We start from the raw sequence: 23,754 nt of genomic DNA, 5'->3' as shown, positions 1-23,754 counted from the left end.
TTCAGCCAACACCGATCGAGCAACGACGGTTAGTCGGAACGCCCTTGCGCGGGCGTCGCCATGCCCTGCGTCGCCTCGGCGGGCATTCGCTTTGAACCAATTCCGCCATTGCCGGTTGACGCGGGTCCGCCACCTGGAGAGCCCCGCATGAGCCCGCCTTCATCCCGTGAGGCCGCCGCGCCCGTCAAACCCGCACCGCTATCCCTGACGCTTCGGATCAATGGCGACTCCCGGACGCTGTCGGTGGCCCCCTGGACCACGCTGCTCGATCTGCTGCGCGATCATCTCGATCTCACCGGCACCAAGAAGGGCTGCGACCACGGCCAGTGCGGCGCCTGCACCGTGCTGATCGACGGCCGCCGCGTACTGTCCTGCCTGACGCTCGCAGTCATGAGGGACGGCGCCGAGATCACCACCATCGAGGGCCTCGCGAGGGGCGGCGAACTGCATCCCTTGCAGCAGGCCTTCATCGATCATGACGCCTTCCAATGCGGCTATTGCACGCCGGGCCAGATCTGCTCGGCTGCCGGCCTGATCGCCGAGGGCAGGGCGACGACGCGGGAGGAGATCCGCGAGCTGATGAGCGGAAACATCTGCCGCTGCGGCGCCTATCCGAACATCGTCGGCGCGATCGAGCAGGCGATGGGAGGCGGCCGATGAACAGTTTCGACTATGCCCGCGCCGGCGACATCGCCGAGGCCGTCAAGCTGAAGGCGGCGATGCCGGATGCCAAATTCATCGCCGGCGGCACCAATCTCATCGACCTGATGAAGTATCACGTCGAGCAGCCGCGCCGGCTGATCGACATCAGCCGCCTGCCGCTGACGACGGTGGAGGAGACCTCGACCGGCGGCGTCAGGATCGGCGCCCTCGTTCCGAACAGCACGCTGGCCTATCACCCCGTGATCGAGCGCCGCTATCCGCTGCTGGCGAGCGCGATTCTCGCCGGCGCCTCGGCACAGCTGCGCAACATGGCCTCGACCGGCGGCAATCTGCTGCAGCGGACCCGCTGCGCCTATTTCTATGATGTCGCGACACCCTGCAACAAGCGCACGCCCGGCGCTGGCTGCGCGGCGGTCGGAGGCCTCAACCGCAACCATGCGATTCTCGGCGCCAGCGCCGACTGCATCGCCACCCACCCCTCGGACATGTGCGTGGCGCTGGCCGCGCTGGACGCCACGGTGCATGTCACCGGCGCGCAGGGCGAGCGCGCGATCGCCTTCGCCGACTTCCACCGCCTGCCTGGTGACCGGCCTGATCTCGACAACACGTTGCGCGCGGACGAGATCATCACGGCCATCGCGCTGCCGGTGCAGGGTTTTGCTGCCAACCACAGCTATCTCAAGATCCGTGACCGGCTGTCCTACGCGTTCGCACTGGTCTCGGTCGCCGCAGCGCTCGAGCTTGACGGCGGCCGCATCCGCCACGCCCGGCTCGCGCTCGGCGGTGTCGCCCACAAGCCCTGGCGCAGCGACGCTGCGGAAGCCGTCCTGCGGGCGCAGGCGCCCGATGCCGAGGCGTTCGGCCGCGCGGCGGACGTCCTGCTCGAGGACGCCCATGCCCATGCGCACAACGCCTTCAAGATCCCGCTCGCCCGCCGCGCCATCATCCGCACGCTGACACAGGCGGCGAACGCAACGCCGCAGATTCAATCCATCAAGACGATCCGGTGACGACATGACCGCTCATATCGGCACAGCCACCTCCCGCGTCGACGGCCCCGCCAAGGTCACTGGATCAGCCAAATACGCCGCCGAGTTCACCGCGCCGGATCTCGCCTTCGGCGTCGTGGTCAGCTCCACGATTCCGAAGGGCCGGATCGTCAGGATCGATGCCAGCCGCGCCCGCGCGGTCGATGGCGTCATCGACGTCCTGACTCATGCCAATCGGGTCCGCATGGCCGACACGGACGAGGCCTATCGCGACGAGGTCGCGCCGGAGGACGGCGCGCCGTTCCGTCCGCTGCATGATGACAGGGTGCATTTCAACTTCCAGCCGGTCGCGCTCGTCGTCGCCGAGGACGAGGACACCGCGCGCTTTGCGGCGACGCTGGTGGATATCGACTATCGGGCCGAGAGCTTCGCCACCGATCTGCAGGCGCAGCGTGAGCAGGCTTGCAAGGTCGACAAGCCGATCAAGCCGCGCGGCGATGCAGCCCGCGCGCTCGCCGGCGCCGCCGTGCGACATGAGGCCGACTACGGCATTCCGATGGAGTATCACAATCCCATGGAGCTCTACGCCTCCACCGTGCTCTGGCGCGAGGGTGGCAGGCTCGTGGTCCACGACAAGACCCAGGGCGTGCAGAACGTGCAGCGCTATGTCTGCAGCGTGTTCGAGCTGAAGGAGGACGACGTCCAGGTGATGTCGCCGTTTGTCGGCGGTGCGTTCGGCTCCGGCCTGCGCCCGCAATATCAGGTCGTGCTGGCCGCCATGGCGGCGCTGAAGCTGAAGCGCGCAGTGCGCGTCGTGCTCAGCCGGGCCCAGATGTATGGCCTGTGCTATCGCCCGGCGACGATCGAACGGCTGGCGCTCGGCGCCAGCCAGGATGGCGCCCTGGCCGCGCTCAGCCATGAGGCCATCGCGATGACCTCGCAGCACGAAGCGTTCTCGCGCAACGACATCGGCTGGGGCGAGGTCCTCTACACGTCCGACAATTCGCGCGCCACGCATCGGCTGGCGAAGCTCGACCTGCCGACCCCCGGTGACATGCGCGGCCCGGGCGCCGCCACAGGCGTTTACGGCCTCGAATGCGCGATGGACGAGCTTGCCGTCGCGCTGCAGATGGATCCGCTGCAGCTGCGGCTGCGCTGCTATTCCGAGCGCGACCAGGACAAGGACCTGCCGTTCTCCAGCAAGCGGCTGAGAGAGGCCTATCAGCAGGGTGCCGATCGCTTCGGCTGGTCGAAGCGCAATCCGGAGCCGCGCGCGATGCGCGACGGCCGCGAGCTGGTCGGCTGGGGGATGGCCAGCGGCGTCTGGGAGGCGCTGCAGATGCCGTTCGCGACCCGCATCGTAATGACGGCCAACGGTCATGTCGAGGTCGCCAGCGCGACCTCCGACATCGGCACCGGCACCTACACGATCATGGCGCAGGTCGCGGCCGACATGCTCGGCGTGCCGCTCGACAGCATTACCGTCAAGCTCGGTGATTCCACCTTGCCGAAGGCGCCGGTCGAGGGCGGCTCGTGGACCGCAGCCTCGATCTCGCACGCCATCGTCAATGCGGCGGACGACATCCGTGCCGAGCTACTGAAGATCGCACAAGTGATGCCGGGGTCGCCGCTGCAAGGGCTCACGCCTGACGAGGTGACGCTGGCGGAGGGGGCCGTCGTCGCCATTGCGGACCGCAGCCGCTCCGTCGCGATGGCCGACATCATGCGCCGTGGCGGCATGGACCGGATCACGAGGGAGCGCGGCTCGGAGTTCGAGGACGACGACAAGCACGCCCACAACACCCATTCGGCTCTGTTCGCGGAAGTGAAGGTCGACGAGGAGCTCGGCATCGTCAGGGTCACGCGCATCGTCAATGCCGTCGCGGCGGGGCGCATCCTCAACACCAAGACCGCGACGAGCCAGATCATGGGCGGCGTCGTCATGGGCATCGGCATGGCGCTGCATGAAGAGGCAATGATCGACCACCGGTTCGGCCGGATCATGAATGCCAACATCGCCGAATATCACATGCCGGTGAACGCCGACGTCCATGACATCGAGGTGATCTTCGTCGAGGAGGAGGACCGCATCATCAACAAGATGGGGATCAAGGGCCTCGGCGAGATCGGCATCGTCGGTGTCGCCGCCGCGATCGCCAACGCGGTCTATCACGCCACCGGCAAGCGCATCCGCGACCTGCCGATCACGCTGGACAAGCTGATGGGGTGAGCCAGTCTTGACCCCTTGCGATGCGCGGACCATGATGAGAGGACGGTCCGATCGTCCAGTGCCTGACGTGCAGCCGCTTAATGTTCTCCGATCTGGCTGCTCTGGCAGCCGCATTCAGCATCGCCGTCAGCAACATCATCGCTCCCTCGGCGGTCCGTCAGCTCGGTCCGGTTGTCTTCAACGCGATCCGCCTCGGAGCCGCGTTGCTGACGGTGCTGGTTGTAGTGACGCTGAGAGGAGGCTGGGCCTGGCCGTCCGATCATCAGATCCTGATGCTGGCGGCGTCGAGCCTGCTCGGCGTCGTGATCGCCGATTCCTGTTTCTATGCTGCGCTCGCCCGGCTGGGACCCCGCTTCACCGCCATCGTCTACGCCAGCTGGTCAGCGTTCGCCGCTGTCCTCGGCTATCTGCTGCTCGGTGAAACGCTGTCAGCAGTCAAGATGTTGGGGGTGGGCTGTATCGTGGGCGGGGTCTGGGTCGCGATCCTCTTCAGACAGCCTGGTGCGATGGCTCAGGAAACGCACGGCTCCCTACGGACCGGCCTCGTGTTCGGTCTTGCGGCCGCGTTGTTCGCGGCGGCAGCGGTCCTGATGGCGCGGCCAGTGATGGCTGCCGGTCTAGACCCGGCGTTGGCCACGTCGATTCGCGCTGTCTTCGGACTGGCTGCGCTGATTGCCGCATCCTTCATGCCGGGAGCCCGTCGCTCTTTCCCGTTGGACCGATGGGTGGTGATGCGATCAGCGCTGAGCGGCGTGCTCGGGATGGGTGTCGGCATGACCCTCGTCCTGTTTGCCCTCGGCAACCGGCCCGCTGGAATCGTGTCCAGTCTGTCATCGACGACTCCCGTCATGATCCTTCCGCTGCTGTGGTGGCAAACCGGGCTCAGGCCTGCTCCGACCGCGTGGCTGGGCGCTGGTCTGGCCGTGGCCGGCGTTGTCGCCATCACCAGCGGATTGTGAGTCTGCCGCACGGGCGTCCAACCGCGGACACGATCGCCGCCATGTCTCCTCACTTCGCCCCGTTTCGCAACATCTCTCCACGCTTCCTCCCCACGGCGTCCGGATTGTCGGAGCAGAAGGATGCGCCGCCCGGATGAGGGCGACCGATGATGAACGTGAGGCGGTCCGGGCATGGTCAAAATCGCGGTCAGAGCTTGCACGGAAGCGCGCACACCGGTGGTGATCACTCGGCGTCTTGCGATGGTGTGCGCGGCCATCGGGTTGTCCGGCTGCGCGACCGCACCGATCACGCAGAGCGGCGCGCTCGCCTCCTACCGGTCGCTGGCGGAGTCCGACGGCCTGCTCGCCAAGTCGGTGCTCAACGTCAACAAGGACAATGTGCTCGCGGCGTCGACGGTGCGCATCATGCCGACGACGTTTGCGGGCGAGGTCGGGAGCGTGCTCGCCGAGCCGCAGCGCCGGCTCGTGACGAACGCCGTGGATCGTGCGCTGTGTCTCAGCCTGAGTGAGCGCTTCATCGTGGTGGCGCCCAACGAGCGGGCGGATCTGACCACGCGCAGCTTCATCACCCAGGTGGCGGCGACGGATGCGGTCGCCGCGGGCGCCTCGAAGGTCGTCTCGGTCGTGCCCGGCGCGCTCGGCGTGCCCGTGCCGGTGCCGCGGCTGCCGATCGGGCTCGGCAGTCTCACCATCGAAGCCGAGGCGGTCGACCGCAGGGGCCGGCAGCAGGCGGCGATGGTGTGGGCGCGCGGCGCCAACTCGTTCACCAACTCGCCGGTGATCTCGCAGGCCGGCGATGCCTATGATCTCGCCGGCGCGTTCAGCGCCGATTTCGGCCAGTTGCTGGTCACCGGCGAGACGCCGTTCGGCAAGCCGCCGAAGATTCCGTCGATCGACCGGATCGGCGCCGCTCTCGGCGGCAAGCCGAAGAACGCAGCGTGCGAGGCCTTCGGCCGTGATCCCGGCCTGATCGGCATGGTCGCCAACCGGCTCGGCGCACCGCCCGAATGGGTCGACAAGGGCGCTGCGGCTGACAACGCGCAGGCGAGCACGCAGATGGCGAAGCGGTAGGCGTGGTGCGCGGAGGGCGTTGCTCTCCCGCGCAGTTGGAAGAGAGAGTCGAGCACTCGCCAAAGCGGCAGTGCGATCCCTCTCCCCGTTCTTACGGGGAGAGGGCTGGGGTGAGGGGCAGCCGCACGGGAAGTCTCCGTGGAGAGACCTGTAGCTCGCCGACTTGCATCTGGTGACGCCATCCGGGTGAGGGAACGGGTCCAACTAATCTACACTTCCCGTGTAGCTGCCCCTCACCCCGACCCTCTCCCCGTAAGAACGGGGAGAGGGGGCGCACTGCATTCGCGGCAAGGGCTCGGATTGCTCTCCGAGAACGCGCGAGATGGTGACTACTCCCGCGCCAGCGCGGTGGCCGGGTCGAGCCGCGAGGCGTTGCGGGCGGGCATGTAGCCGAAGCCGATGCCGATCGCCATCGAGATCACGGCGGAGCCGACCATGGCGAGCGGCGAGTAGATCAGCTGGAAGCCGACATCGAGGGCGTTGAACACGACGCCGAAGCCGACCGCGAGTGCCAGGCCGAGCGCGCCACCGAGCAGGCAGACCAGCACGGCCTCGATCAGGAACTGCATCAGAATGTCGCTGCGGCGGGCACCGACCGCCATGCGGACGCCGATCTCGCCGACGCGCTCGGACACCGACACCAGCATGATGTTCATGACGCCGATGCCGCCGACCAGCAGCGAGATGACGGCGATCGCCGCAACCAGCAGGGTCAGCACCTGTGTCGTGCTCTCGACGGTCTTGCGGATGTCGTCGGTGTTGAGGACGAAGAAGTCCTTTGTGTTGTGCCGCGCGGTCAGCAGCGCCGTCGCGGCGCGTTCGGCGTCGGCCATCGGCGTCGCCTCGTCGACGCGGACGCTGATGCTGCGCAGCACCTGGTTGCCGATGAAGCGCGCCTGCACCGTGGTGTAGGGCAGATAGACGATGGGCGTCGAGCTGGAGCCGAAGCCGGCCTGCTGCTGCTTGGTGACGCCGACGATACGGCAGGGCACCTTGCCGATCAGGATCACGCTGCCGAGCGGACTTAAGTCGGGATCGGGGAACAGCGCCTTGCGCGCATTGTCGTCGATGACGGCGTCCTGGGCGTAGGACCTGACGGTGTCGGCATCGAGATAGCTGCCTTCGGCGAGCTCGGTGTTCTTGACGCGGAAATACTGCTCGCCGACGCCCGAGATCTGGGCGCTGACCTCGGTCGCGCCGTAGCGCAGCGTGCTGGTGGTCGAGACCGTCGGCGAGATCGCGTCAACATAAGGCTGCTGGGCCATGACCTTGGCATCGCCGAGCACCAGCGTCCTGATCTTGCTGGATTTGGTGTCGCCGAAATCCTTGCCCGGAAAGAATTCCAGCGTGTTGGTGCCGAGCCGGTTGATGTCCTTCAGCACCTTCGCCTGCGAGCCGCTGCCGAGCGCCAGCACCAGGACGACGGAGGCGACGCCGATGATGATGCCGAGCATGGTGAGGAATGCGCGCATCCGGTGCGCATTCATCGCGAGCAGCGCCATCCGCGCCGCTTCCCGGAAGCGATCGAGGTAGCTGCGCCACCATGACGACGCCGAGGCCGTGGGGACCTCGGCCGCGGTGGCCGGAGCGTGCGCCGGGCTGCGTGGATTGAGCCGGTCGGAGATGACGCGGCCGTCCTGGATCTCGATGATGCGCCGGGCGCGCTGCGCGACGCCGGCGTCGTGCGTGACGATGATGACGGTGCGTCCGGAGGCACTGATCTCGTCGAGGATGCGCAGCACTTCGTCGCCGCTGGCGCGGTCGAGCGCGCCGGTCGGCTCGTCGGCGAGGATCACGTCGGGATCGTTGACCAGCGCACGCGCGATCGAGACCCGCTGCTGCTGGCCGCCCGACAGCTGTCCCGGCGTATGGCCGGCGCGGCCGCCCATGCCGAGCCGCTGCAGCAGCGCCGCGGCCTTGCCGCGACGGGCCGCCGGCGCGAGCCCGGCATAGACGGCCGGCACCTCGGCATTCTCGGCGGCGGTGAGCTCGCCGAGCAGATGATAGCGCTGGAAGATGAAGCCGAAATGCTCGCGCCGCAGCGCGGCCAGCTCATCCGGATCGAGCGAGCCCATCTCGCGTCCGGCGATCCGGTAGGTGCCGGAGGTCGGGCGGTCGAGGCAGCCGAGGATGTTCATCAGCGTCGACTTGCCGGAGCCCGACTGGCCGATGATGGCGACCATCTCGCCGCGCGCGATCTGGATGTCGACCCCGCGCAGCGCGTGCACGGTGCCCTCACCGGAGGCATAGCGCCGGCCGACGTTCTGCAGGTCGATCAGCAGCTCCGCCATCACGGACCTCCGGAGGAGGATGGCGGCGGCATGATGGTTCGCTTGGGTCCGTCGTCCGGCGTGGAGATCACGACCCGTTCACCTTCGCGCAGGCCCGACTGCACCTCGGCCCGGATCTTGTTGTTGAGGCCGATCCGCACCGTGCGCCTCTCCAGCTTGCCCGCGCCGTCGAGCACGCGCACCGTATAGCTGCCATCGGGATTGGCATTGCCGAGCGCGGACGACGGAATGGTCGGAACCTTGCGGGCTTCCCCGAGCAGGATGTGCACCTCGGCCGTCATGTAGGTCATCAGCCGTCCTTCCGGATTGGCGATGTTGAAGACGCCGTTGTAGTAGATCGCCGACGAGGTCGACGACGAGGACGTGCTGCTGCTCGATGTCGTGGTCGAGCTCGAGGAGAAGCTCGAATCGCTCTTGATCGACTCCGGCGCCGGCTCGATGAACCCGAGCGTCGCCTCGTAGCGGCGGTCCGGATCGCCGAGGATGGTGAAATAGACGTTCTGCCCCGGCCTCACCCGGACGACATCGGCCTCGGAGATCTCCACGCGCACGGTCATCGTCTCGACCTGTCCGAGCACGACGATGGTCGGCGCCGATTGCACCGCATTGACGGTCTGGCCCTGCTGGGTGACGATCGACAGCACGGTGCCGTCGATGGGCGCCGTGATCTTGGTGTAGCCAAGGTTCACGCGCGCGGTCTCGATCGCGACCTCGGCCTCGACGATCTGCGCATCGAGCTGCGCGATCTGCGCCTGGGTCTGCTTCACGGTGGCTTCCGCGTTGTCATAGTCCGCGCGCGACGAAGCCTTCTGCGCCAGCGTGACCTGCTGCCGCGCCAGATTGGCCTCGGCCAGCGCCAGCGCGGCCTGCTTCTCGTCGCGCTGGGCGCGGACATTGCGCAGGCTGGCCTCGTTGGTCCGCAGCGTGTTCTGCTGCGTCAGCGAGTCGATCTCGGCGATCAGGTCGCCGGCCTTGACCTTCTGGCCCAGACTGACGTTCAGCGTGACGAGCCGGCCCGAGGCCTGGGCACCGACCGCGACCAGCTTGACCGGCTTCAGCGTGCCGGTCGCGAGCACGGTCTGCTCGACGTCGCCGATCGTGACGGGGGACGTTGCGAGGCCGGCGTTCGGGTTGCTCGAATAGTGCCTGGCGAGCAGGCCCGCCGCTGCCAGCACGCCGATCAGGCCGATGATCAGCCAGGGCCGGCGACGCGTTCGTTTGGGTTGCGGCGGCGGAGAAAGACTCTCGTCGATCGCGACCGGGCGGATGGGAGGCAGGGGGGCGTTCATCGGATCACTCAGGGATCGTTCGGGGATCACTTGCCGTCGACGGCCTGGGCCAGATGCGGGCCGGTGCCGCTGTCGACGACCTCCGGCACCGAGCTGTCGATCGGGCCGGTCCAGCCGCCGCCGAGCGCCTTGGCCAGGGCTACGTAGTTCTTCGCCAGGGTGGCGCGGCTGGCGAGCAGGCTGTCTTCGGCGGTGAATTGCGAGCGCTCGGCGTCGAGCACGTCGAGGAAGGTGCTGGAGCCGGTCTGGTACAGCGAGCGCGACAGCCGCGCGGCCTCGCCATAGCGTCGCGCCGATTCCGTCAGGCTGCGGATGCGCAGGCGCTCCTGGCCGAGGCTGACGATGGCGTTCTCGACATCTTCGAGCGCGCTCAGCACGGCGCTGCGCCAGGCCACGTGATACTCGTCGCGCTGCGCCTCCGCGACCTCGACCGCGGCCTGCAGCTTGCCGCCGTTGAAGATCGGCACCGAGAGGCTTGGGCCGATCGACCAGCCGATGGTCGAGCTCTTGCCGAGATCGCCGAGCTTGAGCGCCGTCGTCGAGACCGTGCCGGTCAGGCTGACATCGGGGTACAGCGCAGCGGTCGCCTGGCCGATCTTCGCGGTGAACTGCGCGAGCTGCCGCTCGGCCTTGCGGACGTCGGGGCGCATGGTCAGCACGTCGGCCGGGATGCCCTTCGGCAGCGGCAGGCGGGGCGAGGGGATCGGCATGGTGCGGGACAGGCGCTGGCTGAGTGCGGTCGGATCGCGGCCGAGCAGGACGCCAAGCCGGTGCACGGCCTGCTGATAGCTGCTCTCATAGGTCGGAATGGTGGCTTCCGTGCTGGCGGCGAGCGCGCTGGCCTTGGCGCTGTCGACGGCGGAGGCGGAGCCGGCGTCCTGCTTGCGTTGCGTCAGCGCCGCGGTCTCCCGCTGCGAGGCCGCGGTGCGCCGGGCCAGCGCGGCCCGTGCCTGATAGGCGCGCGCATCGATGTAGTTGGAGGCGACGTCGCCGATCAGCGTCAGCAGCGTGGCGCGCAGATCGTCCTCGGCGGCGTCGACGCCGTAGGTCGCGGCCTCGACCGCGCGGCGGTTGGCGCCGAACAGATCGAGCTCCCAGCTTGAATCGAAGCCGGCCTGATACTGGCTGTAGGTGGTCGGCGCGATCGCGATGCCGCTCGTCGACGAGCCGGCGCTGCGGGTCTCAGTCGCCGAGCCGGTGCCGCTGACGGAGGGAAACAGCGCGCCGACGGCCTGACGCTGGGTGGCGCGCGCCTCGCGGATGCGCGCTTTCGCGGCGGCAACGTCGAGATTGCCGGCGACCGCCTCGCTGATCAGCTCATCGAGCTGGCGGTCGCCGAGGTTGCGCCACCAATAAGCGAGCTTCAGCGCGCGCGGAGGCTCGCTGCGGTCGCTGCTCCAGCTTTGGGGCATGCCGAAATCCGGCTTCACGTAGTCGGGCCCGACGGCGCAGCCGGCGAGCAGCGGGGTGGCGAAACAGAGTGCGAGCAGGATGGGCTTCACGGCGGTTGAACGATCGCGGTTCGGAAAGAGGGCCGCGCCGGCCGAAGAGCCTCGCCGCAGGACTTCCCTGTTGATGCTTGTTTGATGCTTAAAGCCTAGGCGTCATACCGATTTCGCAGGATTAAGTCGCGTGAAGAAATGTTTCCGCCTTAACAATACAGCTTGATTTCGCCACGATCGGAGGCCGCTTCGGGCTGTTCTTTTCGGCTCAAATCGACCATGTTCCGCGCATGATGTCGTCACACAATACCGTCGTGGCCGCAGACGCAAACATACCGGCAACCGCGCGCATTCTCTGCGTCGAGGATGACCGCGAGATCGCGGCGCTGCTGACCGAGCTTTTGCAGGAGCACGGCTTCGCACCGCGCTTCGTCGCCTCCGCCGCGGCGATGAACGACGTCCTGCAGCGCGAGCAGGTCGATCTCATCATGCTCGACGTGATGCTGCCGGATGAGGACGGCATGAGCATCTGCCGCAGGCTGCGCCAGATCTCGACGGTGCCGATCATCATGGTGACGGCGAAAGGGGAGGACATCGACCGCATTCTCGGCCTCGAGCTGGGCGCCGACGACTATGTCGTCAAGCCGTTCAATCCGCGCGAGCTGGTGGCGCGCATCCGCGCGCTGCTGCGCCGCGCGCAATTGCATCCCGCGGTCATCGCCGCGCGCCAGGCGCCGATGAGCTTCGACGGTTGGCGCATCGAGCCGGCGACGCGCACGCTGTTCGATCCCGACCGCGTCAAGATCACGCTGACCAGCGCCGAGTTCGACATCCTGCTGGCGTTCTGCCGCAACGCCGGCCGGGTGCTGTCGCGCGAGCAGCTGATCGAGCTGGCGCATGGCGGCCAGGCCGGACCGGTCGAGCGCAGCATCGACGTTCACATCAGCCGCATCCGGCAGAAGATCGAGCCCGGCGCCAGGAGCTGGACCATGATCAAGACCGTGCGCCTCGGCGGCTACGTCTTCACGCCAAGAGTCGAGACCATCGATGAAGCATGACAACAAGACCTGCCCGCGGCTCGGCATCACCACGCAGATCGTGACCTTGGCGTCGCTCTCGGTGTTGTTCGGCGTCGCCCTGATGATCGCGGCGGCGCTGCTGCTGCTTGATCCCCCGGACGAGCAGGAATCGCCGGCCTATGGCATTGCGCGGGTCGCCGAGGCGGTGCATTTCGTGCGGGCCGCGAACGATCCCGCCGCGGTGGACAGCGTTCTGGCCAGCCTGCGCGGATCCGGCATCCAGGTCGAGCTGGTGCCGCTGACCGCGCTCACGCTTGCCGCGAAGCCGACCAGGAACGCGCCGTGGACGTCGGTGCTGGCGCGGCGCCAGCTCGGCGTGGTGCGCGACATCACGTTGCTGAACGGCGTCACCTATGGCGCGGCGCCGCCGACCCAGATCATCGTCCAGGTCGACGGCGAGCACGCGCTGGTGTTCGACGACGTGCCGCGCCTGCAATTCTGGCCGATGGTGCTCAAGCCGACGGGCGTGTTCCTGTTTCTCATCCTGATCCTCGGCGTGCTGCTGTCGATCTACGCGGCACGGGCGATCATCAGGCCGTTGTCAGAAATGGCGCGCGCCGCCGCCGCATTCGGCCGCTCGCCCGATGCGCATGAGCCTCTGAGCGGCCGCGGCCCGAGAGAGATCGCCCAGGTCGCCGAGGCGCTCAACGAGATGCGGGCGCGCATCCGCGCCCTGCTCGACGACCGCACGCGCATGCTGGCCGCGATCAGCCATGACCTGCGCACGCCGCTGACGCGGCTCAGGTTGCGCTCGGAGCGCATCGGCCAGGGCGACATGCGTGCAGCCATGCTGCGCGACATCGACCAGGTCAGCCGCATGCTGGACGAGACGCTGGATTATCTGCGCGACGACACCAAGGCCGAGCAGCCGGCGCGCATCGAGCTGTCGAGCCTGCTCGAGACGATCTGCTGCGACTTCGCCGATGTCGGCCACGCCGTCAGCTATCAGGGGCCGCAGCGCCTGGTGTGCGAGGGCCGGCCGCGGGCGCTGTCGCGTGCGGTCACCAACGTGGTCGAGAACGCGGTCAAGCATGGCAGCGTGGTGGTGGTGAGCCTGTCGGCGGCGACCGACGGCGTGATCGCCATCGAGGTCGCCGATGACGGCCCGGGCATTCCGCAGGCGCTGCAGGCGCGGGCGCTGGAGCCGTTCGTCAAGCTCGACCAGGCGCGCTCGGCCGGCGGCTTCGGCCTCGGGCTGTCGATCGCGCAGGAGATCATGAAGAAGCATGATGGCGGCATCGCGCTGATGCCGAACACGCCGCGCGGCCTGCGGGTGCGGCTGTCGCTGCCGCTGCGCGCGGCACTGCCGCCGGCCGCCATCCCGGCCAAGGTGGCCTGAGCCGCGCGCCTCCAGACGAAAGACCCCGCCGGAGACTGGTCCGGCGGGGTCCTCACAGCTGCTGATGACGAAGGACGAGAGTCAGCTGACGCGCTTCCAGGTCTGGCCGCCGCAGAACAGGCCGCCGAAGGCGCAGCCCTGGACCCGCAGGGTGGTCGGGTTCTTCAGCACGATCGTGGAGTCGTAGTTGCCGCCGCCATCGGGATCATGGATGCGGCCGACCCATTTGCTGTCCTTCGGCTTCATGTTGATCAGGATCTTCTCGCGCGTCTTCTCGGCAAAGCCGCAGATGTTGGCGCCGCACGGCTCGATCACGACATTGCCCTTGCCGCCCTCGGTGGCCCACAGGCCGAGCGGCGAGGTCGGGTCTGCGGCCGCCGGAGCCGGCTGGGCGGCAGGCGCAGCGGCGACGGTGGTCGGCGCGGGCGCCGGAGCAGGGGGGGCTGCAGCGGCCGGAAGCGGCGGCGCGTTCGAGGTGACCGGGGCCGGCGGCACCGGCATCTGCACCGTGGTGGATGGCGCGGCAGGAGCAGCAGCAGGCGCCGGCGAGGGGACGGCGGGTGCTGCGGCGACAGGGGCCGGCGCATTGACGACGGGCGGAGGCGCGACGGCAGCCGGCGCCGCGGCCGCCGGAGCGCTCGCTGCAGGCGCGCTGCTCGCCGGCGCATCGTCATCGTCGAGCTTGGATTTCAATCCGCTGAGATCGACGCCGGAAACCTGCAGGCAGGACAGCGACTGGCAGTTGCGGGGCACGGTGACGCGGATCTTGTGTCCGTCGAAATCGAAGGCGATCGAGCTGCCGGCCTGGGCGGCGCTGCTCGCGATCAGGACTGCTGCTGCGGCCAGAAAGACGGTCTTCATCGGGTGAGCTCCCTTGGGGCGGCGTCGTGAACCTGAGGGAACCCTAGGCGCCTGCCGGCAGGCGCTCTGTGATACGGATCACTGTCGCCGGGATCGTGGAGCTGCGCGCGCCAGCACTGCGCGCAAGCCGATCGCCGTCGATCAAGTTCGTGTGTGACGATGCGCCGTCTCAGAACAATCCGATGACGATCGCGCCGACGAATGCGAACGCGGCATACGCAACCACCATGCTCAGCCGACCGGCAAGGGTCATGACACGGCTCCCGTTTTCAGCTCGCTGCGCTTCTCCAGCGCGGCGAACATAGCCGCTTGCGACCGGCAGAAAAGGCAGCGCGGCTGCCGCTTCCACGCCTGTCGACGGCCTTCGTCGTGCGGATGGTTTCCGCTTCATCAACGGACGGCATTGACAGGTCCTTAAGCAAATTGCCGCAAACCTCTCTAGATGACGCGCGGAGTTCGTTTGTATCTCGTCGGCTCCATCGTCCTTGTCTCGCTTGCGGGTTGCGGCCGTGGATTTTTCCAGGAGCGCGAGCCGTGGCGGGCCGAGGCCGAGATCGCCTGCCTGAAATCCGGCGCCGTGAAGGAGAGCGCGGACATCGTCCGCATCGATCCGATCTCCGGCCCCGGCATGTGCGGCGCCGACTATCCGCTCAAGGTGGCGGCGCTCGGCGAGGCGACCGCGAGCTACGGCTTCGCCGACGAGAGCCTGCGTCCGCCGGCCGCGATCGGCGGCCAGCCGCGCTGGCCGGTCAGCAGGCCGCCGCAGACCTATCCGTCATCCACCTATCAGCCGCAGCCGGCCTATCCCTCATCGAGCGCGCCCTATCCGAGCACTGTGTCGCGATCGCCCGCCTATGGCGCGGCTCCCGGCGCGCCGCTGCAGCTCGAGCCGCCCGCCGGCGAGGACGACGTCAACCTGCCGCCGGACGCGTCCTATCCCGCCGCGCCCGCGCCGCGCTCGGCCTATCCGCAGCAGCAGCCGGATTCGCCGCCGCGGCTTGGGCCGTCGCGCGATCCCGTCGGCACCATCGGCCCGGTCGCGGTGAAGCCTGTCGCCACGCTCGCCTGTCCGATCGTCTCGGCGCTGGACCGCTGGCTCGCGGAGTCGGTGCAGCCGGCCGCGCAGCGCTGGTTCGGCGCCAAGGTCGTCGAGATCAAGCAGATCTCGGCCTATTCCTGCCGCGGCATGAACGGCAATCCGAGCGCGCATATTTCCGAGCACGCCTTCGGCAACGCGCTCGACATCGCCGCCTTCACGCTCGCCGACGGCCGCCGCATCAGCGTCAAGGATGGCTGGATTGGGCTGCCGGAGGAGCAGGGCTTTCTGCGCGACATCCAGGGCGGGGCGTGTCAGCAGTTCACCACGGTGCTGGCGCCGGGCTCCAACGTCTATCACTACGACCACATCCATGTGGACCTGATGCGCCGCGCCAGCCGCCGCCTGATCTGCCAGCCGGCCGCGCAGTCCGGCGAGGCAGTGGCGGCCCGCGTCCAGCAGCGGCGCGGCTATGGCCAGCGCGAGCCGGATGTCACCAGCGCGATCCCGTCGCGCAAGCAGGCCAAGTCGATCGGCCAGCTGATCAACGAGGAAGACGAGTTCCGGGATTATTGAGGAAGAGGGCGAATGGCGAGTAGCGAATCGGGATCGTGACGATCGACTGCTCTCGCTACTCGCTACTCGCTACTCGCTACTCGCTACTCGCTACTCGCCATTCGCCACTCGCGCGCACCTGTGCGCGTCTGTGGATTTCTCTCCCCAGGATGCCCCCGACAGCGCGTCCTGTCCCGCTCCGGAACGAAACTGCGACCAGTGCGATGTGCGCATTAGGAATCCGTTGACCAGTTTTGCCGTCCGCCATTGGCCGACACTAGACCTGCCACAGTCGCGAGGAACAAGGCGCGCGGGGTTCTGGTTGCCGGCGGGATGGAGTGGCGGAGATGATATCGTATCGCATCAAGGCGATCGGCTCGGGCTTCGAGGTCGGCACCGACGAGCAGCCCGTGCTGGTGTGTCGTTCGCTGAGGATCGCCCGCCGCGCCGTCGCTGACGCGCAGCGCCTGGCGCGGATGCCGCCGAAGCCGATTCCGTGGCGCGTGCCGCCCGTGGTGCAGCCTTGCGACGACGAGGCGCTTTCGAGCGACGACGCCGAGTACGAGATCACGATCGTCGATGACGGTCCGCCATTGTGCGGATGATGGAGCGGCGTCGTAACCGCGGGCGATGCTCGTCTCGTGCGAGCCGTGATCTTAGCCACGACATCGGTGCGCCCCCCTCCCCCTCTTGCGGGGAGGGGGCGGGGGTGGGGGACCCCGAGCACCAATCATCGTGAGTGGCACCCGTCTCGTGCCGCCGCTTGCGCGCGCGGTGGTGGCGCGAAGCACCAGCGACGCTGGAATTGTCGGCAGCGCCCGCGCGCTCGTCACTGTCAGCGGGACTCGGCGGACCCCCACCCCCGACCCCTCCCCGCAAGAGGGGGAGGGGAGCCCACGGCGCCCGCGGCAAAGCTCGGGCCTACATCATCAGCGCGCCTCAGAACGTCCCCGCCACCGTGACCCGGAACGTCAGCGGCTCGATCGGGTGCAGCACGCGGTCCATCACGCCGGTCTGGCAGACCTGGGCCGGCACGGTCGACGTCCCCACGCCGGGGTAGCAAGCCCTGTAGAGCTGATCCGTCGATAGCAGCGAGCCGTAGCCGTAGGAGATCTGGTTGGCCTTGGTGTTGAGCAGGTTGAGCACGTCGAGCTGGATGCGCCAGCCATTGGCGTCGCGGAAGCCGATGCGGCCGTTGAATACGCTGGTGGCGGTGGAGCGGAAATAATTGTCCTCGGTCAGGGGCGTCGAACCGAGATAGCGCCAGCGCACGCCGCCGAACCAGCCGGTCTTGTCGCCCAGCGTGATGCCGGCCGAGGCGATCATCGCCGGCGCATTGGGGATGGAGTTACCCGGCGCATTGCCGAGCTGCGCCTGCGGATAGCCCGCCAGCGAATCGTAGACCGCGGCCTGAGCGCTGTCATATCCGACGAAGCGCGCATGCGTCATGGCGAGATCGGCATCGATATCGATCCACGATGCCGGCCGGTAGTGATTGGTCAGCTCGAAGCCGTAGCGCCGGCTCGGCCGGCTCGCCTCGGTGTCGCCGGCATCGCCGGAGAACAGGATCTCCGAATCCTGGTTGAGCATGAAGACGCTCAACGATGAGTCGAGCCCCGGAATGATGCGCGTGCGCACGCCCACTTCGGCGCCCTTGGTCCGCACCAGCAGCGGCGAGGAATCGATCCGGTTGCCCGGCGCGTTCGGGTCGTCCGTCGTGGTCGCGCCGCGGGCATCGTTGCTGTGCATGCCATAGCCTGCGCCGAGGAAGAACTCGGTCTTCTCGAACGGCCCGATCACCATGCGAAACTTCGGGCTGCCGAGGCTTGCTGATGCGTCTCCGGTGTTGTTGCCGTTGGTCAGCGAGTAGACGTGGGTCTGATAATAGTCGCCGCGATAGCCGACGGTGGTGCGCAGCCAGTCGGTCCAGCGCACGGTGTTCTCGACATAGAGCCCGACGCTGCCTTCGCCGACCTTGTCGGCGCGAACGACGCCGATGATGCCGGGACTGGAATCAATGTCGGTGAGCAACACCCGCTGACGCGTGTTGCTCAACGCCAGCGCGATGGCGTCGTAGCGCGTCTGGACGCCGAAGGTCGTCTCCATCGGCAGCCCCGCAAAGCTGCCGCTCAACGTGCGCGACGCATTGGCGCCGAGCATCAGCCGGTCGTCGTGCTGGTGGAACTGGTCGCCATAGGTCGGGTTGCTGAGCGCATAGGTGAAGTTGTTGTAGAGATCGAGCTGGCTCTTCACCACATAGGCGTTGGCCTTCCAGGCGCCGGCCTCGTCGGTGCCGGCGATTCGGCCGGACAGTGCGAAGCGGTTGGTCTTGCCGCCGTCGGTCGGATCGACCGAATCGTAGCGTCCGAGCAGGCCTGAGGTGATGGCGCGCTCCGGCACCTGGTCGGTCGAGGTCCAGCGGTTGGCATAGGCCATGCCGGTGATAGAGAAGCCGTCGGTCGCGGTGCCCTGCGAGTAGCGCATCAGGCCGTTCAGCTTCTTGGCATCGTCAGGCGTGGTCCAGGGCCCGTCGTAACGTCCGGCCTCGCCCGCGATCAGCAGATGGCCGTCGCCGACATGCACCGAATCCATGCCGAAGAAGCGGCGATAGCCGAAGCTTCCCGCCGTGACCTGCGCGATCGCCTTGGGCACGCTGTCGATCAGGCCGATATGCACGCTGCCGGCGGAGGCAAAGTCGCCTTCGTCTGCAAAATAGGGGCCCTTGCGCACATCGACGCGTCCGATCGTCTCCGGCATCAGCCAGTTGAGATCGGCATAGCCCTGGCCATGCGCATGGGTGCGCATGTTGGCCGGCACGTCGTCGACGTGGAGCGCGAGATCAGTGCCGTGGTCGAGATTGTAGCCGCGCAGGAAATACTGGTTGGCCTTGCCCTCACCCGAGTGCTGCGTGACGATCAGGCCGGGGACGGCCTCCAGCACCTCGCCGGGCCGCGTCGCCGGGCGCGCATTGATCTCCTCGCCTGAGATCACGACCTCGCTCGCCATGCCCTGCGCCCGCGCCGCGCCGGAGCCGGCGTTCGGAGCCCCCGATGGTGCGGCTGCGGCTGCCGCGGCAACGTTCGCCGCCGGCCGCGCCATGCCGGGCTTCCGCCGCTGCGCCTCGCGCCGGACCTGTGGCTTCGGCTTGAAATTGCGCTTGGGCGCATCGACGTCGACGGAGGGCAGCTCCGCCGGGGGCCGTTCGGGATGTGCGCCGGCCTGCTGCGCCAGCGCCGCCATCACCACGATCACGCTCGTCCCACGCCACCACATCCGACGTCACGCCCCTCGATCTCATCAGCGGGCATGCGTCGTCATTGGCCGCAAGCCTTCATTGGCCTGCGACTGCTCGCCTGGATCGCCCCACTGTCGAGTGTTAAAGAACGCTAAGATGACACCGGTATGATGTCAACGCGTAAACATCATACTGGCAGCGGACACTGTTGCCGCCGGGAGACGACACATGCAGCGCCTGACGATTACGATCGACGACGATTTGCTCGCCGAGGTCGATGCCTTCATGGCCCGGCGCGGCTACGACAACCGCTCGGAGGCGTTCCGCGACCTGCTGCGCAGCGGCCTCGAGAGCGCCGACCATGCCGGCACCGACAGCCGCCACTGCATCGCGACGCTGAGCTATGTCTACGACCACGCCGCGCGTGAGCTGCCGAAGCGCCTGACCCAGGAGGCGCATGATCATTCCGGCCTCGCCCAGGCGACGCTCCACGTCCACATCGACCAGGAGAGCTGCCTCGAGGTCACCGTGCTCAAGGGCGAGCGGGCCGAGGTCAAGGCCTTCGCCGACCACGTCATCGCCGAACGCGGCGTCCGCCACGGCCATGTGGCGCTGATGCCGATCGATGCGGCGCATGACCATGGGCATGCGCACAGCCATTCGCATAGCCACAGCAGCAGCCACAGCCATTCGCATTCCCACACCACGAAGAGCGGGAAGAAGTAGCGCAGGCCGACACGATGGTTCGAGTTCGTAGGGCGGATTAGCGTTAGCGTAATCCGCCATCTTAAGAGCAACGAAGGAGCAGTGGCGGATCACGCTTCGCTGATCCGCCCTACGCGCTGATCCGCCCTACGCGCTAGTTCTTGAGGGCGGAGGGCTATGGTGGAAAGATCATCGGTCGGATTTCAATTCCGATCGGAAAGAGTTGAAGGCGCCTCGTTCGTCTCGCCGGCTTTGGTCAGTCGCGCCAATGTCACCAGTTGCCGCAGCCATTGCATTCTCGGCCGGGCCGGATAGCCACCCCAGGTCGTTCCCGGCGGAACGTCATTCATGACGCCCGAGCCCCCGGCGACCCGCCCACCCCTGCCGATCGTGACGTGGGACGCAATGGCGACCTTGCCACCAAGGACGACGAAATCCTCGAGCGTCACGCTGCCACTGAGACCGGTCTGCGCGACGATGACGCAATGGCGGCCAATGACGACGTTGTGGCCGATCTGACAGAGATTGTCGATTTTGGTCGCCTCTCCGATGATCGTGTCCCTGATGCCGCCACGATCGATCGTCGTCCCGGCGCCGATCTCGACGTCGTCCTGGATGATCACGCGTCCGGTTTGCGGAACCTTCTGCTGCGTGGCACCGATGTAACCAAAGCCGTCCTGCCCGATGCGGCATCCGGGATGGATCACCACGCGCTCGCCGATCAGCGCATGCGTGATTGAACATCCCGCGCCGATCGAGCAATCGCGGCCGATCACGACGTCCGCACCGATCACGGCGGTCGCGGCGATGATGCTTCCCGCTCCAATCTCGGCCCGAGGCCCGATCACGGCTCCGGGATCGACCGTTATTCCGCTCCCGAGGCGCGCCGTCGGATGGATGGTTGAGCCCTGCGCGATGGCGTTGGTTTCGAACGGGGAGATCGGACGCAAGGATTGAGGGTAGAGCTCACTATGGACGTTGACGAAGGCGCGATAGGGCCGCTCCGTGGGCAGCAGGATGAGCGTGCTTGGCGCGTGACTTTCGAAGCGCTGAAGCATGAGGCAGGCTGCAGCGCGCGTCGTCGCCAGGGCGTCGACGTATTTGTTGCTTTCGATGAAGGTCAGATCATTCGGCCCGGCAAGCTCGAGCGGCGCAACATCCGTGATCACGTGCGAAAGTCGCGCAGCATCACGGCATTCGGCGCCCGTCAGCGACATGATCTGGGCCACGGTCAAACCCGCGGGGCGATCGAAGAATCTTCGGTTGTCCATGTCCCAGCCTCGGTTGAAAACTGTCTCGGGAGCGAGGCCGGGCATCGCGTTCGGGGTACGGCATCGCGAGCACGATGCCACATGTTTCGGGGGAGCGGCGAATTTAAACCTGCCGGGCTGCATGACGTGAAGCCAGCAGCACGACGAGAGTATGACGGGAGTGGGACGTGGCAACGTTGCGAAATGGAGCTATGGTATCTCAGGATAGGTCGTCGGCGTCTCGTTCATGACCCTGAACGGACGTGACGAGCCGATTGCTGCATGCAGATCACTGAGGCAGTGTCACCCCGGCGATCTGCATGACGCCAAGCTGGTCGAACAACTCGATCCGCTCACCGTTCAGCACTGGAATGTAGCAGCGACGTCTGCCACCCGAGGTCGAGAGACAGAGCTTGTCCTCCGCGACCGTCCATGTCCCGGCTGCAGGACCAAGGGCCTCGTCCCAGTGCGGATAGGTCATCCGGCCGTCGGGCTCGAATCGCATCGTGAACGGACCATCCTTGAGCTTGGCACCGAAGCTGATCGTCCTACCCCGGAATTTGGCGGCCAGGGTCTCACCTGTCGGCCGGTCGCCGCTCGCTGCGGTGAGCGAGGCATCGGGCCCGGGATCATGGCCCGCGGCCTTCAGGATCAGCCAGAAGAGCCTGCCAATGCTACGCATGGAAGGTTCGGTGACGGGCGTGTCGCGGTCGACACGATGCACCACGACGAGGTCGAGTGCGGGCACGACTAAGGCGAATTGGCCGCCGGCACCTTGGGCCAAAAAGCTGCCCTCAGGTAAAGTCACCGTCGGCGCAACGGCACCGCCCATGAAGCCGATCCACCAGAGATAGCCATAGCCAAACCCGAACGTCGCTCTCGAATAGCTGCGCGTGCTCTCTTCCACCCACTCTCGCGGCACGATCTCGTGCCCGGCCCAATTGCCTTTGTGCAGATAGAGAAGTGCAAAACGCGCCAGGTCCCGTGCGCTCATGCGGATCTCATAGGCGGGGTGGATGGACGCCTCGCCGCGGACGTAGCTGCCGTCCTGTGACCGGTAGTCCTGCATGCCGATCGGCTTTGCGATCTTCTGGTCGAGCGCCTCGAAGATGCCGCTGCCGGTTGCGTGCTCGTAGATCGTGCCGAGCGCGTTGAAGTCCCAATTGTTGTAATACCAGAAGGTGCCAGGCGGGTGGCTGCCGCGCGGCGGTCTCATCCTGGCCATGTCCGGCGTCTCATAGAGCGCCGAATGGTAGACCCCGGAACGCGCTTCGAGGAGTTCGCGCACCGTCGCGCCCTTTTCGATCTCGGTCAAGCCAGGCGGATGATCGTCGATGCCGAGTTCGCCAAGCGTGCTGTCGAGGTTGATCAGGTGATCCGACACGGCGATGCCGGTCAGGGCGCTGAGCAGGCTCTTGCGGATCGAAGCGAGCTCCATGGGCTTCGTCGTATTGCCCCACTCGGCCACGACCTTTCCGTGCTGAACGATCACGACCGCGCTCGAGCGAATCTGATCCGAAAAGGATCGTGCCTGGGCCAATTCGGTCTCTGACCAGCCCAATTCTGCAGGAGTGACGCGCTCCCACTCCGCTGCCGGGACGCCATCTTCAGCGGTGGCAGCCCCGAACCGATCCAAAGCGCCGAGCAGCATGACGGCGAAAACGATCTGGCGAATAGACATTGGATCCCACGCGCTGCGACCTGATCGCGGCACCATACTCACTAACGGAGCTGGGCAGAACGCCTATTGAAGTATTTTTGTTTGGCGTCCCGCCGATGCGCTCTCATCGTGACGTCTCTTGACCCAATCCGGATTTGGTCCGGTCGGGTGACCGTTTGTGTTCACGCCTCCCCCGGCTCGTACACTCCGCCCCATTCTTCATTCCAAGTCAGCGCTCCGTTTTCAAAGTCGCTGGCGATCAGTTCGATGAATTCGGTCAGCGAGCTTGCGATGACGTCACGGCGCGCGTCGTCGTGCCACATCGTGATGATCTGGCCACTGATGCCGCCTTCAGCCGGCTCCATGTCGACGCATAGATGATTGCCTCCACCATCCCCGCAGAAGGGAATCCAGCGCAGGCGCCACCATTCGTCACCCCTGATGGGACCGCAAGGCTCGCAGGTGTAGTTGTCCGGCTTGAACTGCGTGCGATACAGGTCCTCCCAGATGCTCCACTCGTCGACGATGCGCTCGGCAGAGAACAGCTCCCATCCGGGCAGGACGTGATGATCCAGGCTTCCGTTGTGGAGGCTCAACAATTGGCGGAGGTCCGCGGGAAACGGGCAGTTCACGGCTCGCTCCGCTGCATCGATCTGGTCCGTCGTGGCACCATCGTTGAGATAGCTCATGAATGGGTTATGCGCCTCGGTGGCCTTGGCCGTGTAGCGCGCCCAAGCCCTCTCGAGTCTCTTCGGATCAATATCAGCAGCCATGGTTGCCTCGCGATTTGCGGCAGGGATTATCGATGGTGACCTCCGAAAACGGAAGTCCGCAATTGCCTTCCCGAACTCCAGACGCTGCCGACGCGCGCACCACGCCGCGGCATCGGCATTCGGCCGCAGCAGGCCCCGGATCGCGTCGCTTCGCTCGCGATGACGAGGCGGTCGAGTGGGCCAAGGCGCGCCCGCGATGCCGTTGATAGGACGTTGTCCATCGCACGCGGTGCCTACTGCGGTGCATCGCTGGGAAAGGCGGGGCTATCGCATATGGCCAATCTGAGTTTTTCGCGAAACCGTTTCCACATCGTCATGCCCGGGCTC

19 protein-coding genes are annotated in these 23,754 nt (G+C 66.9%); 10 read left to right on the top strand and 9 right to left on the bottom strand.

What is annotated here, in order from left to right:
• The first annotated feature begins 147 nt into the window (after nucleotides 1-147).
• The 5 genes from QQL87_RS15430 to QQL87_RS15410 all read left to right on the top strand — a co-directional run bounded on the left by QQL87_RS15430 (nucleotide 148) and on the right by QQL87_RS15410 (nucleotide 5,912).
• Nucleotides 148-660, top strand: a complete 513-nt coding sequence (locus QQL87_RS15430; protein ID WP_284419864.1) for a (2Fe-2S)-binding protein — start codon at nucleotides 148-150, stop codon at nucleotides 658-660.
• Complete coding sequence (locus QQL87_RS15425) at nucleotides 657-1,673, top strand: FAD binding domain-containing protein (protein WP_284419865.1); 1,017 nt, start codon at nucleotides 657-659, stop codon at nucleotides 1,671-1,673. The genes QQL87_RS15430 and QQL87_RS15425 overlap by 4 nt, the downstream gene beginning before the upstream one ends.
• A gap of 4 nt (nucleotides 1,674-1,677) precedes the next feature.
• A complete protein-coding gene (locus tag QQL87_RS15420) occupies nucleotides 1,678-3,882 on the top strand; it encodes a xanthine dehydrogenase family protein molybdopterin-binding subunit (RefSeq protein ID WP_284419866.1) in 2,205 nt (734 codons plus the stop codon).
• Between the two features lie 80 nt (nucleotides 3,883-3,962).
• On the top strand, nucleotides 3,963-4,841 hold the full coding sequence (locus QQL87_RS15415; RefSeq protein WP_284419867.1) for a DMT family transporter: 879 nt from the start codon (nucleotides 3,963-3,965) through the stop codon (nucleotides 4,839-4,841).
• 240 nt (nucleotides 4,842-5,081) lie between these two features.
• Nucleotides 5,082-5,912 (top strand): DUF3313 domain-containing protein, encoded by an 831-nt coding sequence (locus QQL87_RS15410; protein ID WP_284419892.1) that lies wholly within the window; start codon nucleotides 5,082-5,084, stop codon nucleotides 5,910-5,912.
• A gap of 329 nt (nucleotides 5,913-6,241) precedes the next feature.
• Here the strand turns inward: QQL87_RS15410 and QQL87_RS15405 are convergent, their stop codons facing one another.
• From QQL87_RS15405 to QQL87_RS15395, 3 genes are read right to left on the bottom strand one after another with little or no spacing between them, the layout of a single operon-like run.
• The gene (locus tag QQL87_RS15405; RefSeq protein WP_284419868.1) at nucleotides 6,242-8,203 is read right to left on the bottom strand and encodes a MacB family efflux pump subunit; all 1,962 of its coding nucleotides are present in this window, start codon (nucleotides 8,201-8,203) and stop codon (nucleotides 6,242-6,244) included.
• A complete protein-coding gene (locus QQL87_RS15400) occupies nucleotides 8,203-9,492 on the bottom strand; it encodes an efflux RND transporter periplasmic adaptor subunit (protein WP_284419869.1) in 1,290 nt (429 codons plus the stop codon). The genes QQL87_RS15405 and QQL87_RS15400 overlap by 1 nt, the downstream gene beginning before the upstream one ends.
• Before the next feature lie 26 nt (nucleotides 9,493-9,518).
• Complete coding sequence (locus tag QQL87_RS15395) at nucleotides 9,519-10,994, bottom strand: efflux transporter outer membrane subunit (RefSeq protein WP_284419870.1); 1,476 nt, start codon at nucleotides 10,992-10,994, stop codon at nucleotides 9,519-9,521.
• 230 nt (nucleotides 10,995-11,224) lie between these two features.
• Between QQL87_RS15395 and QQL87_RS15390 the strand changes: the two genes are divergently transcribed.
• Both QQL87_RS15390 and QQL87_RS15385 read left to right on the top strand, forming a co-directional pair.
• Nucleotides 11,225-11,992 carry a response regulator gene (locus QQL87_RS15390; protein ID WP_284419871.1) on the top strand — a complete coding sequence of 256 codons (768 nt, stop codon included), beginning with the start codon at nucleotides 11,225-11,227 and terminating at the stop codon, nucleotides 11,990-11,992.
• A complete protein-coding gene (locus QQL87_RS15385) occupies nucleotides 11,982-13,352 on the top strand; it encodes an ATP-binding protein (RefSeq protein WP_284419872.1) in 1,371 nt (456 codons plus the stop codon). The genes QQL87_RS15390 and QQL87_RS15385 overlap by 11 nt, the downstream gene beginning before the upstream one ends.
• Nucleotides 13,353-13,433: 81 nt before the next feature.
• Here QQL87_RS15385 and QQL87_RS15380 read toward each other — a convergent pair whose 3' ends face one another.
• Together QQL87_RS15380 and QQL87_RS15375 are read right to left on the bottom strand one after the other, a co-directional pair.
• Entirely contained in the window at nucleotides 13,434-14,213 is a 780-nt protein-coding gene (locus tag QQL87_RS15380) for a DUF2147 domain-containing protein (RefSeq protein ID WP_284419873.1), read from the bottom strand.
• A 169-nt stretch (nucleotides 14,214-14,382) separates the two neighbouring features.
• Nucleotides 14,383-14,562 carry a hypothetical protein gene (locus QQL87_RS15375; RefSeq protein WP_284419875.1) on the bottom strand — a complete coding sequence of 60 codons (180 nt, stop codon included), beginning with the start codon at nucleotides 14,560-14,562 and terminating at the stop codon, nucleotides 14,383-14,385.
• A gap of 93 nt (nucleotides 14,563-14,655) precedes the next feature.
• On the opposite strand from QQL87_RS15375, the gene QQL87_RS15370 reads away from it, so the two are divergent.
• Nucleotides 14,656-15,825 carry an extensin-like domain-containing protein gene (locus tag QQL87_RS15370; RefSeq protein WP_284419876.1) on the top strand — a complete coding sequence of 390 codons (1,170 nt, stop codon included), beginning with the start codon at nucleotides 14,656-14,658 and terminating at the stop codon, nucleotides 15,823-15,825.
• Nucleotides 15,826-16,151: 326 nt separating this feature from the next.
• Complete coding sequence (locus tag QQL87_RS15365; protein ID WP_284419877.1) at nucleotides 16,152-16,409, top strand: hypothetical protein; 258 nt, start codon at nucleotides 16,152-16,154, stop codon at nucleotides 16,407-16,409.
• Nucleotides 16,410-16,743: 334 nt separating this feature from the next.
• On the opposite strand, the gene QQL87_RS15360 is transcribed toward QQL87_RS15365, so the two are convergent.
• A complete protein-coding gene (locus QQL87_RS15360; protein WP_284419878.1) occupies nucleotides 16,744-19,077 on the bottom strand; it encodes a TonB-dependent receptor in 2,334 nt (777 codons plus the stop codon).
• Between the two features lie 190 nt (nucleotides 19,078-19,267).
• On the opposite strand from QQL87_RS15360, the gene nikR reads away from it, so the two are divergent.
• Nucleotides 19,268-19,765, top strand: a complete 498-nt coding sequence (nikR, locus tag QQL87_RS15355) for a nickel-responsive transcriptional regulator NikR (protein WP_284419881.1) — start codon at nucleotides 19,268-19,270, stop codon at nucleotides 19,763-19,765.
• Nucleotides 19,766-19,947: 182 nt separating this feature from the next.
• Here the strand turns inward: nikR and lpxD are convergent, their stop codons facing one another.
• The 3 genes from lpxD to QQL87_RS15340 all read right to left on the bottom strand — a co-directional run bounded on the left by lpxD (nucleotide 19,948) and on the right by QQL87_RS15340 (nucleotide 23,427).
• On the bottom strand, nucleotides 19,948-21,015 hold the full coding sequence (gene lpxD, locus QQL87_RS15350; RefSeq protein ID WP_502871177.1) for a UDP-3-O-(3-hydroxymyristoyl)glucosamine N-acyltransferase: 1,068 nt from the start codon (nucleotides 21,013-21,015) through the stop codon (nucleotides 19,948-19,950).
• Nucleotides 21,016-21,283: 268 nt separating this feature from the next.
• Entirely contained in the window at nucleotides 21,284-22,675 is a 1,392-nt protein-coding gene (locus QQL87_RS15345; RefSeq protein ID WP_284419883.1) for a serine hydrolase domain-containing protein, read from the bottom strand.
• 161 nt (nucleotides 22,676-22,836) lie between these two features.
• A complete protein-coding gene (locus QQL87_RS15340) occupies nucleotides 22,837-23,427 on the bottom strand; it encodes an SMI1/KNR4 family protein (RefSeq protein ID WP_284419884.1) in 591 nt (196 codons plus the stop codon).
• Nucleotides 23,428-23,754: the final 327 nt, after the last annotated feature.

It is taken from the genome of Bradyrhizobium sp. SSBR45G (assembly GCF_030159255.1).
Taxonomy (GTDB): Bacteria; Pseudomonadota; Alphaproteobacteria; order Rhizobiales; family Xanthobacteraceae; genus Bradyrhizobium.
The sequence above is the reverse complement of the archived record's forward strand: the minus strand, read 5'-3'. Positions and strand labels throughout refer to the sequence as shown.

Bases quoted from the DNA above. Each gene is read 5' to 3' on its own strand.
- QQL87_RS15430 (WP_284419864.1), top strand. From the start codon at position 148: ATGAGCCCGCCTTCATCCCGTGAGGCCGCCGCGCCCGTCAAACCCGCA.
- QQL87_RS15425 (WP_284419865.1), top strand. From the start codon at position 657: ATGAACAGTTTCGACTATGCCCGCGCCGGCGACATCGCCGAGGCCGTC.
- QQL87_RS15420 (WP_284419866.1), top strand. From the start codon at position 1,678: ATGACCGCTCATATCGGCACAGCCACCTCCCGCGTCGACGGCCCCGCC.
- QQL87_RS15415 (WP_284419867.1), top strand. From the start codon at position 3,963: ATGTTCTCCGATCTGGCTGCTCTGGCAGCCGCATTCAGCATCGCCGTC.
- QQL87_RS15410 (WP_284419892.1), top strand. From the start codon at position 5,082: ATGGTGTGCGCGGCCATCGGGTTGTCCGGCTGCGCGACCGCACCGATC.
- QQL87_RS15405 (WP_284419868.1), bottom strand. From the start codon at position 8,203: ATGGCGGAGCTGCTGATCGACCTGCAGAACGTCGGCCGGCGCTATGCC.
- QQL87_RS15400 (WP_284419869.1), bottom strand. From the start codon at position 9,492: ATGAACGCCCCCCTGCCTCCCATCCGCCCGGTCGCGATCGACGAGAGT.
- QQL87_RS15390 (WP_284419871.1), top strand. From the start codon at position 11,225: ATGATGTCGTCACACAATACCGTCGTGGCCGCAGACGCAAACATACCG.
- QQL87_RS15385 (WP_284419872.1), top strand. From the start codon at position 11,982: ATGAAGCATGACAACAAGACCTGCCCGCGGCTCGGCATCACCACGCAG.
- QQL87_RS15380 (WP_284419873.1), bottom strand. From the start codon at position 14,213: ATGAAGACCGTCTTTCTGGCCGCAGCAGCAGTCCTGATCGCGAGCAGC.
- QQL87_RS15370 (WP_284419876.1), top strand. From the start codon at position 14,656: ATGACGCGCGGAGTTCGTTTGTATCTCGTCGGCTCCATCGTCCTTGTC.
- QQL87_RS15365 (WP_284419877.1), top strand. From the start codon at position 16,152: ATGATATCGTATCGCATCAAGGCGATCGGCTCGGGCTTCGAGGTCGGC.
- QQL87_RS15360 (WP_284419878.1), bottom strand. From the start codon at position 19,077: ATGTGGTGGCGTGGGACGAGCGTGATCGTGGTGATGGCGGCGCTGGCG.
- nikR (WP_284419881.1), top strand. From the start codon at position 19,268: ATGCAGCGCCTGACGATTACGATCGACGACGATTTGCTCGCCGAGGTC.
- lpxD (WP_502871177.1), bottom strand. From the start codon at position 21,015: ATGGACAACCGAAGATTCTTCGATCGCCCCGCGGGTTTGACCGTGGCC.
- QQL87_RS15345 (WP_284419883.1), bottom strand. From the start codon at position 22,675: ATGTCTATTCGCCAGATCGTTTTCGCCGTCATGCTGCTCGGCGCTTTG.
- QQL87_RS15340 (WP_284419884.1), bottom strand. From the start codon at position 23,427: ATGGCTGCTGATATTGATCCGAAGAGACTCGAGAGGGCTTGGGCGCGC.